This window comes from Clostridium celatum (genome assembly GCF_021412605.1).
Lineage (GTDB): Bacteria > Bacillota > Clostridia > Clostridiales > Clostridiaceae > Clostridium > Clostridium celatum.
On record NZ_JAJKGM010000020.1, the window covers coordinates 1 to 15,260 of the forward strand.

General features: G+C 28.9%; 9 protein-coding genes. 1 reads left to right on the forward strand and 8 read right to left on the reverse strand.

Features of this window, described 5'->3' with window-relative positions:
• From LPC13_RS09655 to LPC13_RS09690, 8 genes are all read right to left on the reverse strand, one after another.
• Nucleotides 1-4,604: discoidin domain-containing protein (locus LPC13_RS09655; protein ID WP_234088771.1), on the reverse strand; the 4,604-nt coding region annotated here is incomplete at its 3' end.
• Nucleotides 4,605-4,825: 221 nt separating this feature from the next.
• The gene (locus LPC13_RS09660; RefSeq protein ID WP_040419127.1) at nt 4,826-5,644 is read right to left on the reverse strand and encodes a hypothetical protein; all 819 of its coding nucleotides are present in this window, start codon (nt 5,642-5,644) and stop codon (nt 4,826-4,828) included.
• 155 nt (nt 5,645-5,799) lie between these two features.
• Nucleotides 5,800-7,461: a ribonuclease J gene (locus LPC13_RS09665; protein ID WP_005212563.1), complete on the reverse strand. Its 1,662-nt coding sequence runs from the start codon at nt 7,459-7,461 to the stop codon at nt 5,800-5,802.
• Between the two features lie 380 nt (nt 7,462-7,841).
• Entirely contained in the window at nt 7,842-9,161 is a 1,320-nt protein-coding gene (locus LPC13_RS09670; RefSeq protein ID WP_005212562.1) for a LysM peptidoglycan-binding domain-containing protein, read from the reverse strand.
• A gap of 213 nt (nt 9,162-9,374) precedes the next feature.
• Entirely contained in the window at nt 9,375-10,877 is a 1,503-nt protein-coding gene (locus LPC13_RS09675; protein ID WP_040419125.1) for a DUF1846 domain-containing protein, read from the reverse strand.
• Nucleotides 10,878-11,174: 297 nt separating this feature from the next.
• Nucleotides 11,175-12,509 carry a CoA-disulfide reductase gene (locus LPC13_RS09680; RefSeq protein WP_005212558.1) on the reverse strand — a complete coding sequence of 445 codons (1,335 nt, stop codon included), beginning with the start codon at nt 12,507-12,509 and terminating at the stop codon, nt 11,175-11,177.
• A 204-nt stretch (nt 12,510-12,713) separates the two neighbouring features.
• Nucleotides 12,714-13,421, reverse strand: a complete 708-nt coding sequence (locus LPC13_RS09685; protein WP_005212555.1) for a LiaF transmembrane domain-containing protein — start codon at nt 13,419-13,421, stop codon at nt 12,714-12,716.
• A gap of 86 nt (nt 13,422-13,507) precedes the next feature.
• The gene (locus LPC13_RS09690) at nt 13,508-14,194 is read right to left on the reverse strand and encodes a DUF554 domain-containing protein (protein WP_005212553.1); all 687 of its coding nucleotides are present in this window, start codon (nt 14,192-14,194) and stop codon (nt 13,508-13,510) included.
• A 127-nt stretch (nt 14,195-14,321) separates the two neighbouring features.
• On the opposite strand from LPC13_RS09690, the gene zupT reads away from it, so the two are divergent.
• Nucleotides 14,322-15,101, forward strand: a complete 780-nt coding sequence (gene zupT / locus LPC13_RS09695; RefSeq protein ID WP_195244794.1) for a zinc transporter ZupT — start codon at nt 14,322-14,324, stop codon at nt 15,099-15,101.
• Nucleotides 15,102-15,260: the final 159 nt, after the last annotated feature.

Below are 15,260 nucleotides of genomic sequence, written 5' to 3' on the forward strand. Positions count from 1 at the left end.
TCTGTAGCTTTAGCTTGTACAAAATATTTATCTGCATCTACAGAAGTTGCTTCTTTAAAGTCTACTTTTGTTTCATCGTAGTCAACTTCAAATTCCATAGCATACATATTTTCTTTTATGTCGCTTAAGTTTACCCTAAGTTCAAAATCTTTTCCAACTGCCACTTCTGTTGGTGCTATTAAGTTAATTCCAGTTTGTTCTGTCTCTGGAATTTCTGGTTTTTCTGGAATTTCTCCTTTGGATTCTTTTCCCATAACCTCTAGCTCAACGATATGATTTGTGTTTCCAGAATTACTTCCATGCATATAAACTCTTACATACCTTCCAGTAGTAGCATTAAACTCTATAGTTTTTCCTTCTGATGTCTCTGCGTAAGTTGAATCAGTTCCACTTCCTAAACCATGGAAATTTTCTGAATCTGAGTTATATACTATAGTACTTTCAGAAAAATCTTCTTTTTCTGAAATAGCTATAACAGTTCCATTATAAGTTCTTCCATCTTGCCAATAACGATATAAATTCATAGATTCAATATCATATCTACCATCTAAATCAATTTGAATATATGAAGATTCAGCTCTATTATCACTTCCAAAATCAGAATAATCCCCTAATTCCTTATTTCCTGATACTATATTAGTTAATGGCTTATCCTTATTTACATCAACTAATGAATTATCCTTTGTCCAGTAACCAGTTATTTTTTTATTTAGTGCAATATTTGTTGCCTCTTCTTCTTTTACTTCATCACCATAAACATTTATTTCTGCCACAGAAACAGTTGTATTTCTTAACGCATCTTGCCAATGATAAGTTGTGTCTGCTGAAATACGAACATACTGTGCCTCAATAGCATTAAATGCTATTTCTGTTGTTGCATTTTCAGTTGAAGTACGTCCTTTACTTACTTCTATCCAATTTTCACCATCAATACTTGTTTCAATAACATACTCTAGAATATTACCAGTGCAATTCAATCCAAGGCTTTCATGATATCTTGCTGTATAGTCTACTTGTGATACATTATATAATTTTCCTAAATCTAAAGTTAAATATTGTCTTTCAACAGTATTATCTTTACTTGTAGACGATTGCCAGAAAGTATTTTTATTTCCATCAATGGCATTTTCCTTTAAGTTAACCTCACTTCCATTTTCTTCACTTGTAGCAAATATAGTCATTTGAGATTGAGGGATCTTATTTCCTTCAGTAATCCCGCCTTCTTCGAAAACAGTTTCCACTTCATCATAAGCTAGTGCTACATCTCTTACAATAACATGAGAAATTTCTCCTATAAATTCTTCACTACCAAGAGTTATTGGAGCCTTTTGTATGTCTTTTATACCTAAAGTTTCATCAAAAGCAGAACTATCTAACTCTCCATTTACATAGATTTTTAATAGACCACTATTTTCTCTTACTGCAGTGATATCATTCCATTCTCCATCATTTATAGCAACCTTTGATATAGCCGTTACGCCATTAGATGTAAATTCTAAGTTTCCAGATTCATTAATTCTTAAAGAATATTCCTCACCTTGCGATAATAATGTTGCATTAGAATCTGTAGTATTAATCATCATTGACACTCCAAAATCCTTAACACCATTAACTGAATTACTGCTATTAACTTCAAATTTATTTCTATCTAGCATTAATGATTTAATGTTTTCTACTGGACCTTTACCTTCTTTTAAGCTGCTAGCATTCTTCAAATCTTCTTTTCCATTAACAACTACAATCTTATTATCTTCATATAATTTGAAAGTAACATCTTTTGAAGTAGTATTTTCAGCTAAATCACTAGTATTTTTAATTTTTATAGAATATTCTTTACCAACCTCCAAATCATTCTCAAGAGTTAATTTAACAGTTCTACGATTCATTAATATTTCAGCATCTGTTATAATATTATCTTCAATTGAATAATTAGCCGCATCAGCTAAAACTCTTTCATTAAACTCAACTAAAATTGTATTTGCATCTTCAGCTTTAACTTCAACAATTTCTGCAGGGTTTGTATCGGCATCTCCAAATTGCCATACTAAAACTTCATATGGTTCTAATTCAACAGTTATAGTGTCCCCATAATTATACGTTGTATTTTCTTCTGGCACTCCATAAGGATAAACTGTGCTCTTAACCATATTAGAAGCACCTTCACCAACACCAATTAATCTATCCAATGTTATTGTGTATGATTGCTTAGTTGAAGATGGATTTCTTAAAGAAATAACTCCCTTATCTTCTGCCCAAGACGAATATCCATATACATTTCCACTACCAGCGCTAGCATTACCTATAAGCTTAGCATTTCTTAAAATATCAAAGTTTTCTTCTCCCCACTTTAATACTTCAGAGTTAACCATCCATTTACCTTCATTCATTAAATTGAAACTATAGTATAATTCCCAGAATGATGTTCCTCTAGTCATTATCATATATAAATATTTCTCAAATTGTTCTTCATTCATTTGAACAGTTTGTCCGTTAACTTTATTTGTATTTCCGTTTATAGGATCATGGTTGTAAATATTTGCTGCTGGGAATTGTAATTCTCTACTTTCATAGAAATCATAATATCTACCATCTCTATAGGTTATCATAGCATCCATCATAGATCCATCAACTGATCCACCAGTAAACCCTACATCCTGTGAATTTTGTAACCAAACAGTATTTACCCACTGTAAGAACCAAGGACTTGGATTAACATAACAAGTTAAGTTTATAAATACATCTGGATTAAACTCTCTCATTTTTGCAAAAATATCAATCCATGATTCCCAAGTTTCAGTAAGCATATACATACCATTTTCTCCACCAGTAACATGTCCATGAGTTTTTACTGGACAAGGATGTGATACGTTACCATCTATCTTCCAATAATTTATATCAAATCTATTCATATAATCTAAAAATAAATTAGTTATATTTTCTACATAATTATGATCACCTACACATATATCACCTGAAGATGGATTAAATCCTCCTGTTCCTGCTGCTTCCATTTGCTTCCCAAATTTATAATTGTAGTTATATCCACCTCTTGGCCCAAGCCACAGTCCAAAGTTTGAACCAAAGTTTTGAGCTTGCTCTTTTGAGTCATATAACTCGTTAGGAAATTTACTATTAAATGACCAGAAATCAGCATCATAGTTATTCCAACCATCATCAACAACATAAGAATCCAACGGTTCTATCCCATATTGAGATAATCCTTTTTCTATTTCATAGAAAGATCCCTCTATATTTTCAGCAGTTATATTCATCATATGATCATACCACGAATTATATTGCTTTCTAAAATCTGTTCTTGTTGCTATCTCATCAATATATTCGAAGAAATCTGTTTGAATTACTGATTGATCAGTACTTCTAGCAGCGCCTACTACAGTTTGCCAAGTTACAAATTTACCATCGGTAGTCTTTTCTAAATCTTCAAATTCTCTTCCCGAATAATATTTTATTTGAGCAGTTCTATCAGAAAGTATTTGGTTATCTGTTACTGGGAATTCACATCCTAAGAACATACCATCAATATATATTGGTTGGCCAAGTGCCATTTGATATGAATTAAGCATCATAGCACCTTCAGTTTGTGGTCTTGACCACTCTTGCTCTACACTTTCATTTAACTTTAAATGTTCTAAATCAATATAGTCAATTCTAGCACTAGGATCATCACAAGATATTTCTAAATATTTTCTCATGAAATGATCTCCATCTTCCATAACTACATTCATAGTTATATCCCAATTAACACCATTTTTATTTATAGGTTCAAACTTAAATGCAACTTTCTTTCCTTGTCTATTAGCAGAATCTTCTGTTATAATATCTGCAATAGTTAAATCTGAAGATTTTATTTGGAATTCACTTTCGTCTGTTTCAACAGCTCCAACTTCCAAAATATCTAACTCAGCACAAGCTGCAAAATTTTGACCATTTACAGCACTTAAACCTACTAATTTTATATATTGACCTGAAACTGGTTGATTAAATCTAATTTCTATCTTATTCTTTCCTGAATAAGTAAATTCACCTGAAGATATAGGTTCTCCCCAATTTTCTCCATCATTACTAACATAGAATTCATACTCCTTAATATCACCATTATTACCTGATTGTCTTGGTGTATATGTGAATCCTTCTAGCTCTTTTTCCTCTCCTAAATTTACAGCTAAATGATGTGGATATGCATCTACACTTCCACTATATTTAGTATGCCACATTGTAGATATATCCCCATCTATGGCATTAGCACTAGCACCATTTTCAGAACTTGTTTCTTCACTATCTGTACTTAATATTTCCCATCCTCTATTAACTTCATTAACTAATCCAATAACAAATTCTTCAGATGAGGCACTTAGCTCGAAAATATTATTTGCCCTCTTGTTGTTTAAAGTTAATGTACTTAACTTATTATTTTTTATGGAAAATACCCTTTCCATGTATTCGTTTCCAATAGTTATTGTATTTTGCACTTCAACTATAGAAACTGGATTAACCGTCGTAGCATTAGTTACAGTAAAATTTGATAATGTAGATGTAATTACAGTCATAGCTACCAAGGCTGCTACTCTTTTATTAAATCTCACTTTCTCTTCCCCCTTTTTTATTTCTTTATTCTTGTATACTTTTTATTGAATATATGTAATATTTTATCATTAAGATTTTTCACTGTATATATAATTATATTGCTAACATTTTTCAATCTATAATGATATTGTTATTATTTTTAACTGAATTTAAATAAAATTTATAATAAAAAAAAGACCTTTAATATTGCTACCAAAGATCTTATAAATTTATATATTTATTATTGAATTATCATTTCATTTAAAATGTGTAATACTTTTTTAGCCTTTACTTCTATTATATGCTGACCAACTTCAAATTTCATGTCTTCTACTTTCTTACTAACTGCTGCGCTTACACAATTTCTTAATCTAACTAAATTTAAATTCATAGAATCTTTTCTACCATATCCAATATCATATTTATGAACATCAGCATCTTCTTGTTTTTCAAATATACGCAACACACCGTCTCTATCTATTGCTGGAACTATTATTCCATTTTCTAATTTTTCATCGCTTTCAATTGCAAATACAGATTTTTTACCAAACTTCATCGAACTAAATAATATCATTAACTCATATTGTCTTGCTAATAAAAACTTTTCTTCACCTTTATTTTCTAAGTACCTATTTAATAAATCATATGGTACTATAACCATTGAACATTTACCTTCATCTATAGCAAATTGAAATACTCCATTAAATATTGCTTTCTTAACAGTTCCAATTATTTGTTCACCTTGTAACTTCATTATATATTCTACATCATCTTTAATAAGTCCAAAATGATTTACAAACTTTTCTGCCATTTCTCTTTCTGAAAAAAACCACATACAAGGTAATTTTTTATTACTTAATGCGCAAAGTGGACGTGCTGTATTATTTTTAACATCACTTACTTTTGCATTTTTATCTGCAATAGTATATACCTCATTAAGATTTAAAAATTCAGTTAAAACCTCTTTATATTTTTCAGTAAAGGCTTTAACATCCTCCTTTGGAGTTTTTGAAAATTCTTGTAACAAATCTTGGTACGTTTTTGTAGCTATTTCACTCATAATAATATTCCCCTTTTCCCCATTTAAATGTTTACATAACTCATTATACACTATCTTTCCATATACTTCAAACTAAAATGACAGATTAACCTTAAATATACTACTTAAAACTTACTATTTATTACAATTTAATATTATTTCTTTTGCTAATTAAACTATGTTTCCATTATTATAGGTATAACAGTTGGTCTGCGTTTTGTTGTTTCATATATGTAATTTTCAACAGCCTTTTTTACATTACTCTTTAATACATACCATTCAATTACACCAACTTGTAGGCATTTTTCTAACTCTTCTACTGCGATACTTCTTACCTTTTTAATCAGTTCCTCTGATTCCTTTACATATACAAAACCTCTAGTTATTACATCCGGTCCTGAAACTATAGTAAATGTCTCTCTCTCAATTGTAACTACTATTGTTAACATTCCGTCTTGTGCTAAATGTCTTCTATCTCTTAATACTATATTTCCTACATCTCCAACACCTAACCCATCTACAAATATAGCACCTGTTTTAACTCTTCCATCCTTCTTACAGCTATTTTTAGTTAACTCTAAAACATTACCAGTTTCTAATATAAATATATTATCTCTACTCATTCCTAAACTTTCTGCTAGGTCACCATGATGCTTTAAATGTCTATATTCACCATGAACTGGCATAAAGTATTTAGGATTAACAAGACTATGTATAAGCTTAAGTTCCTCTTGGTATGCATGCCCTGATACATGTACATCTTCTAAATCCTCATAAATAACATCTGCACCTTTTCTAAATAATTCATTAATGACTCTTGAAATAAGCCTATCATTTCCTGGAATAGGTGATGCTGAAATTATAAATGTATCTTTATGCTCTATTGCAATTTTTCTATGATTTGAAAAAGCTATCCTTGCTAAAGATGCCATTGGTTCACCTTGACTACCTGTTGTTATTATAGTTATTTTTTCATTACTATAATCCTTTAAGTCATCTATACTAATTATTTCAGTATCTGGTATATGTAAATATCCAAGTTCCATTGCAACTTTAGATATATTCTCCATACTTCTTCCGTTAAACGCAACCTTTCTATTGTGTAACAATGATGCATCTATAATTTGTTGCATTCTATGAATATTAGATGCAAAAGTTGCCACTATAACTCTTCCTTTAGCTTTTCCTATAATTCTATTTAAAGTTAATCCTATACTTTTTTCTGATAGAGAATGTCCTTGCCTTTCTACATTCGTACTATCAGCCATAAGTAACATTACTCCTTCCTTACCCAAATTAGATATTCTTTGCAAATCCATTTTTTTATTGTCAATAGGTGTATAATCTATTTTAAAATCTCCTGTATGAAGAATAGTGCCTATAGGAGTAAATATTGCTAAACTACATGAATCTGCTATACTATGAGTATTTCTAATAAACTCTACTTTTATATGCTTAAATTTAATTATATCTCCACTTTCTACATTATTAAGAGTACACTCTGATAATATATTATGTTCTTCAAGCTTTGTTTTTACTATTCCAAGAGTTAGCTTAGTCCCATATAACGGTACATTAATTTGTTTTAATACATATGGCAAAGCTCCAATATGATCTTCATGCCCATGCGTTAAGAATATTCCTTTTACTTTATCTATATTATTTTTTAAATAAGTTATATCTGGAATAATTAAATCAACTCCATACATTTGTTCATCAGGAAAAGCTATTCCACAATCAATGACTATTATTTCATCATTGCACTCTATAACTGTTATATTCTTCCCTATTTCACCCAATCCACCTAGCGGTATTATTCTAACTTTATCATCACTCATTGAAATAATTTCCTTTCATTCATTACTTAATAAATTTATATATATTTATTATTCCTTGTAAATAGTCTGTTATTCCTTTCATGTATTTAAGTTTAATCTTATTCATTTTTTTACCAATATTAATATTAAATATAAATACCTCTAAATAAACTTAGTAATATGTCATGCTACTTATTCTAAATTTACTATATAATAATGAAATTAAAAATTGGTTATTTAATTTAATGAACTAACTATGATTATAATATTATTGTAAAATAATAAAAGTTAATGATATTATAGTAGGCTTGAAGATAATATCATTAACTTTCTATACTAGTAAATCTATATTAATTTATATAATCACTCTTTTTATTTAACCAATCTAACAATATATTGCTTTATATTTTTAAAACTTGTCCTACATAAATTAAATTTGGATTTGCTATATCATTTAAATCTATTAAATTATTGACTGTTGTATCAAATCTCAATGCAATACTACTTAAAGTATCACCTGCCCTAACTACATAAGTAGATGTTGTGCTACTTCCTTGTACTGAACTTCCTGATGATTCAATTTTTAAAACCTGCCCTGTGTATATTAGATTTGGATTTTTTATTCCATTTATTCTTGCTAAATATTGGACAGTTGTGTCAAACCTTGATGCTATTTTACTTAAAGTATCACCATTCTGTACTACATAAGTGCTTTGATACTGCTTTGAGGATGCTCCACTCTTAACTGAATTTATCACTGGAATTTTTAATATTTCTCCTACATAAATTAAGTTAGGATTTGATATATCATTTAATTTAACTAATTCTTGAGTTGTTGTTCCAAACCTTGATGCTATTTTACTTAATGTGTCTCCAGCTACTACAACATAGGTGCTACTAAAATTATTATCATCTTTTTGAACTTGTCTGTTTGTATATATCTTCAAAACTTGTCCTACATAAATTAAATTAGGATTTGATATATCATTTAATTTAACTAATTCTTGAGTTGTTGTTCCAAACCTTGATGCTATTTTACTTAAAGTATCTCCAGACCTTACAATATAATATTTTACAGAGCCATGACTTGACTCTTCATTCCGATTTCCTGGTATACTTACTTTGTCATCTAATAATATTCTTTCATTAAATATATCTAAATCAGAATTACCATTTACTCCAGGTGTATATCCTGTATCAGAATATTGCCATCCTGCATAACTAGTTCCCCATATAGGATTACTTTCTGGATAACTAGTTCCATATTCAGCTATCCACAATGGATAATTTTCTAATCCATATCCAGTTGTAATATTATTATTAGCAAAGCTTGCATAAGTGTATAATGCAACATCTAATCCACTATTCGCCTTCACATTTTCTAAAAAATCAACTGCAATTCTAGACAATTCGTCTGCTCCAATTCCTCCTGATTGTTCTAAATCTAATACTAATCTACATTCACTAGTCATTCCACTTATAGCTTTTGTAAAATATTTTGCTTGTTCATCCGCAGAAACTGAAGGACTAAAAAAATGATAAAATCCAATTGATAATCCCTTAGACGATGCTTCATCATAAAATTCTTGAAGATAAGGATCAGTAAAAAAATTACCCTCTGTAGCTTGAATATAAACTATTTGTACTCCACTATTTTTTACCTCTGAAAAGTTTATACTTCCTTGCCAATTACTAATATCTATTCCTTTATATTGTGTCATCTCATTTTTCCTCCTTTGTAATATCTTCTTTATATTTTATTCTTTAAAATTCATCTTAGTTACAATGTCTATAAATCCTTTTACCGATTAAAATCTAATATTACTAATTTCTTTTTCTACTATATTGCAAAATAACTTTAATTTATTTATTAAATAAAAATAGAGGATATGTAAAAATACACATCCTCTATTATTTATTTAATTCTTGATATTTTAGTTATTGTAAAATAAACTTTCTGAAGCATATTCAGCATCACACGTTACATCTATACCAAGCTTTCTAAATGTTTGCTCATCAGTAGTTGGTAGTATTGTTGTTGAATGCACTTGACAATTCTTAAGCATTCCTAACTTCTCCATAGCTACTTGCGCTGTTGGATTAGTTGCAGCTGAAATACTTAAAGCAATTAGAACCTCTTCACAATTTAAAGAAATCTTTTGATTTCCTAATGTTTTAGATTTTAAAGCTAGAATTGGTTCTAAAATAACAGGAGAAATTAAATGCATATCATCTGCAATATTAGCTAAATATTTTACAGAATTTAATAACACTGCAGCTGATGCATCTAAAAGTTCAGACCCTTTTCCTGTAAGAATAGTTCCATCATTTAATTCTAATGCAACTGCTGTACAAATTTCCCTATTTTCTTCTTTTAATTTTACTGCACGTTCTCTAGCTGGTGTAACAACTTTTCTATCTTCTGGTTTTAAATTAACCTGTTCCATTATAAGCTTTGCATGCTCAAATGTTTCTTTATCAACATAACCTTTTTTATATTCACAACCTGTTTTAAAGTATCTTCTTATTATTTCTTGTCTTGAAGCTTCCTTAACAACTTCATCATCAACTATACCAAATCCAACTCTATTAACTCCCATATCTGTTGGCGATTTATAAACTGATTCTTTACCAGTAATCTTTTCTATAATTCTCTTAAGTACTGGGAATGTTTCTAAATCTCTATTATAGTTAACTGCAGTTTCCCCATATGCATCTAAATGGAAATAATCTATCATATTAACGTCTTTTAGGTCAACTGTTGCAGCTTCATAAGCTATATTTAATGGGTGCTTTAATGGAACATTCCATACTGGGAATGTTTCAAACTTAGAATATCCAGCAACATTTCCTCTCTTATTTTCATGATATAACTGACTTAAACATGTAGCAAGCTTACCACTTCCTGGTCCAGGTGCAGTAACAACTACTATTGGTTTAGTAGTTTCAATATATGGATTTTTTCCATACCCTTCTTCACTTACTATTGTATCAACATCTGTTGGATATCCTTTAGTAGCTCTATGCTTATAAACCTTAATTCCACGTCTTTCTAACTTATTTATGAAAACAGTAGTTGAAGGCTGATCATTATATCTAGTTATTACAACTGAATTAACTTGTAAATCGTAGCTTCTTAAATCGTCAATAAGTCTTAAAACGTCCATATCATATGTAATACCGAAATCTCCTCTAATCTTATTTCTTTCGATATCACCAGCGTAAACACAAATAACTACTTCAACATTTTCTCTTAACTTATGTAATAATTTGATTTTTGCATTTTCATCAAATCCTGGTAAAACTCTTTTTGCATGTAAATCAAATAAAAGTTTTCCACCAAACTCTAAGTATAATTTATCGTAGTTATTAACCCTTTCTAATATGTACTTTGATTGTTCCTCTAAATATTTTTCATGATCAAATCCTATTTTCATATGTTCACTCCTAATTTTATAGTTTTTTTTTAACATAAGTAATTTTAAAAACTAAAAATTACTTATGTTAATTGCAACTATTAATAAAATTTTTTTATTAATTAGGCACAAAATATATAATATTATTACATAAAATTTTAATAAAGTAAATCATAAAATACTAAATTAAAATTATAAATAACTTTTTATTAATAATATAGTATATTTATTAATCGTTTACTATCACTATAATACAAATGCAAAATAGCAACTAAGTTTATCTTTAGTTGCTATTTTAAAACTTTGATTTAGTTATAACTATTTAGATACATTACCTGCTACATTTAAAACGTCCCATGTTCTTGCAAATGGTGGTGAATAACAAAGATCTAACATGCCTAATTGATCTGTAGTCATTTTTGCATAAATACACGCCGCTAAAACATTACATCTTTGAACAGCATCCTTATATCCAGCTACTTGCCCACCTAAAATAACTTTAGTATGTGCATCATAAATAAGCTTAACATAAATTCTTTCTCTACCTGGATAGTAGCTAGTTTGATTCATATCAGTTATAAATTTAGTCTTATAATCGAATCCTAAATCCTTAACTTCTTTTTCTGAAAGCCCAGTTCTTGCTGCTTCCATATTCATAACCTTAATACAGCTTGATGCCATAGAACCTTGGAATGAATTATTTTGTCCAGCTAAATTTTCTCCAACTATTCTTCCAAGCTTATTTGCACCTGTTGCAAGTGGAACATATACAGGCTTACCTGTAATTAGATTATTTATAGTTGCGCAATCTCCAGCTGAATAAACATCTTCTACTGAAGTTCTTCCATATTGATCAACAACTATTGCTCCATTTCTTATCATTTCTATTTCATCAGAATTTAAGAAATCAGTATTTGGCTTAACTCCTGTTGCCAGTATAACTATATCTGTTTCTAATTCTCTTTTATTAGTTTTAACCTTATAAACTTTTTCATCTCCTATAAGTTCAACAACTGTTTCGTTTAATAAAAGATTAACACCACTATCTCTTAATTCATCCTCTAATAAATCTGTTATATCTTTATCAAATACTTCTTGAAGTACTCTATCTTTAAGTTGAATAACTGTAACTTCTTTACCTCTATGCATTGCTGCCTCTACAGCTTCAAGCCCTATGAACCCAGCTCCAATAATAGTAACCTTTTTATACTCTTCATTTGCCATTAAATCTTTTAACTTATTACCATCATCTAATGATTTTAAAGTAACTACATTTTCTAAATTAACATTTTTAATTGGTGGAATTATTGCTCTTGCACCACTTGCTATCATTAACTTATCATAATTTTCTTCTAATATTTCATTTGAAATTAAATTTTTTATATGTAGCTTTTTAGCTTTAAAATCAACACTTAAAACTTCATGCTTTATATGTATTTCTACTCCTGATGCCTTAAATTCCTCTGGAGTTCTTGCTATCATTTCTCTTGAATCATCGAAAAATCCCCCTACATAATAAGGCAATCCGCACGCACCAAAAGATACTATATCTCCCTTTTCATAAACTATTACTTCATCATTTGGTGAGAGTCTCTTAAACTTAGCGGCAGCGCTCATTCCTGCTGCTACACCACCTATTATTACAACCTTCATCTAAAACACATCCTCTCTTTATGGTTTGTAATTTTATACACTTCCATAAGCTTAAACTTATTATATTTTTCTCTTTATATTATGTTTATATAAAAATAAAGTATTTATTAAATAATATTTATTATTATAATTGAAATAAAAAAAAATAATAGCCCTAAATTTAGAACTATTATATAATTCATCTTATTAAATTTATATTTTTAACTATTTTATCTCTATTCCACCTAGTACTACAGTATATTTAATTCTTACTTTTGGTCCAGAAACTATATTTCTATTTAATTTATGCTCAAAGCCACCTAAAATAGGTGTGCCAGAAATTATTTCTACTCCTACATTGTCCGGAATAAATATATCTATACCGCCTAAAACAGCTGTAAGCTCTAAAACTATATCTTCTGTTATCTTCGCATCTCTTAAATCTATTTCTAGTCCACCTAATATGGCTTCTGCATAAACTCCCTTTAAATCCTCACTATTATTTTTAAACTCTCCCCCACCTAAGATTGCTGTATAATGTGGATATGTTATAGAGTCATACTTATAAGATTTACTTTCACTAAATTCCATATCAATGCCTTTTTTTTTGCTATTTCCTTTAAAAAATGAACTAATTATACTTATACCTATAATTACTAAAACTAATGGTACTACTAATTTCCACATAATAGCTCCACTTATAATATCTAATCTATCAAAAAGAAGTATTATTCCTACTATAACTAATATTCCTGAACCCCAATTAAATCCATACTTAATCATAGATACTAAACCTGGAACAATTAAAAACAATGTCCACCATCCTGGGAAAAATACATCGATACTCCATAAATTTAGTGTATTTCCTGCAAAAATAATTCCTAAAATAATAAATCCAATTCCCCATATAAGTGCTGAATAATCTTTTTTCATCTTATATCACCCCCTATTAATTAATATATTACTACATATCTATATTATTTTGAATGTAAATATATTTTTATTATTATAAATTATTTTTATCGTATAAAAATTTGAAAAATTATTGGTAAAAATATTGCTGGAAGCAAATTTGCAATTCTCATTTTTGTCACTCCTAACATATTAAAAGCTAGTCCAGCTATTAATAACCCTCCTACAGCACTCATATTTGCAATAACCATATAATTTAATATACCTGATAACAATCCTGCTCCTAATGTTATTCCCCCTTGATATATAAAAACGGCCACTGAAGAAAATATAACTCCTATTCCTAATGATGATGTAAAAATGATTGATGATATACCATCTAAAATAGACTTAGTAAATAACGTATTATGATTACCACTTAATCCACTTTCAAGTGAACCTACTATAGCCATTGCTCCAACACAAAATAAAAGACTCGCAGAAACAAAACCTTCTGCTATTGATACATTGCTTTCTTTTTTACCATTAAATTTACTTTCTAAATATTCACCTAAATTATTCAACCTTTTATCAATATCTATTATTTCACCTATCAACGCACCAATAGCAACTGATAATATCATTATTAAAGTATTTTCTCCTTTTAATGCACCTGAAATTCCGATATATAAAGTACATAAGGCTAATCCTTGCATAACAGTTATACTTATTTTTTCATTTAGCCTTCCTTTTACAACAAGACCAACTAAACATCCAACTATAACAGCAATAGAGTTTACTATAGTTCCCAACATTATTTATTTCCCCCTATTAAAATTACTATTACATAATTATACCAATATATTGTAAAAATTTATATTCTTTTTACTTGTTTTCAATCATAAGATAATATATGTAACAATAATTAATGAGAGGTATATTATGCTTGATAAAAATTCTATTTTTCCCTTAATTCTATCTACAATAGCCGGTCTTTCAACCGTTTTAGGAGCTGTTATAGTTTTTTTTACTAAAAACAGAAATGAGAGATTTCTTACATTTGCTTTAGGTTTTTCAGCTGGAGTTATGATAACAGTATCTTTTACCGACTTATTTCCAACAGCCGAAAATGCTATATCTAAATATCATGGAAAAGTTAGTGGTATACTCTGGTCAATACTCTTCTTACTAATAGGTGCTTTAATGGCTTATTTAATCGATAGCTTTATACCTGCGGAAGAAAAAGGAACTGTTCCTAAAGTTAAAAATGACTTTGATATTTTTAGAGTAGGACTTGTATCTACCATTGCTCTAATGATACATAACTTTCCTGAAGGTATTGCTACCTTTGTCTCTAGTTATCAAGATACTAGACTTGGATTATCTGTAACATTTGCTATAGCTCTTCATAATATTCCAGAAGGTATAGCTATAGCAATGCCCATTTATTTTGCTACTAAAAGTAGATTTAAAGCAATTAAATATTCCTTCTTATCTGGTATGGCTGAGCCATTAGGTGCTTTAATTGCTTTCTTATGCTTAAAACCATTTATAAATGAACTTATTCTTGGTATAATTTTTGCTGTAGTCTGTGGAATTATGCTTTATATTTCATTTGCTGAGCTTATTCCATCATCAAGAAAATATGGCTATACTAGAATTTCATTAGCCTCCATATTTTTAGGTATATGTATCATGCCAATAACTCACTTATTTCTTTAAGTAAAAATCTTATTACTTTATTAATAAATCTAATGCATAACTTTAATTAATTTTAACTACCCTAGTAATATTAATATAAATTAAATGTTGAGGTGTCTATTATGAATTTATTAATTTGTTTAACTCTTATTGGAGTTTTATACTCACTTGTTGAAATGT

Coding starts and splice junctions, on each gene's coding strand:
- LPC13_RS09660 (WP_040419127.1), bottom strand. CDS start 5,644: ATGAGTGAAATAGCTACAAAAACGTACCAAGATTTGTTACAAGAATTT.
- LPC13_RS09665 (WP_005212563.1), bottom strand. CDS start 7,461: ATGAGTGATGATAAAGTTAGAATAATACCGCTAGGTGGATTGGGTGAA.
- LPC13_RS09670 (WP_005212562.1), bottom strand. CDS start 9,161: ATGACACAATATAAAGGAATAGATATTAGTAATTGGCAAGGAAGTATA.
- LPC13_RS09675 (WP_040419125.1), bottom strand. CDS start 10,877: ATGAAAATAGGATTTGATCATGAAAAATATTTAGAGGAACAATCAAAG.
- LPC13_RS09680 (WP_005212558.1), bottom strand. CDS start 12,509: ATGAAGGTTGTAATAATAGGTGGTGTAGCAGCAGGAATGAGCGCTGCC.
- LPC13_RS09685 (WP_005212555.1), bottom strand. CDS start 13,421: ATGAAAAAAGATTATTCAGCACTTATATGGGGAATTGGATTTATTATT.
- LPC13_RS09690 (WP_005212553.1), bottom strand. CDS start 14,194: ATGTTGGGAACTATAGTAAACTCTATTGCTGTTATAGTTGGATGTTTA.
- zupT (WP_195244794.1), top strand. CDS start 14,322: ATGCTTGATAAAAATTCTATTTTTCCCTTAATTCTATCTACAATAGCC.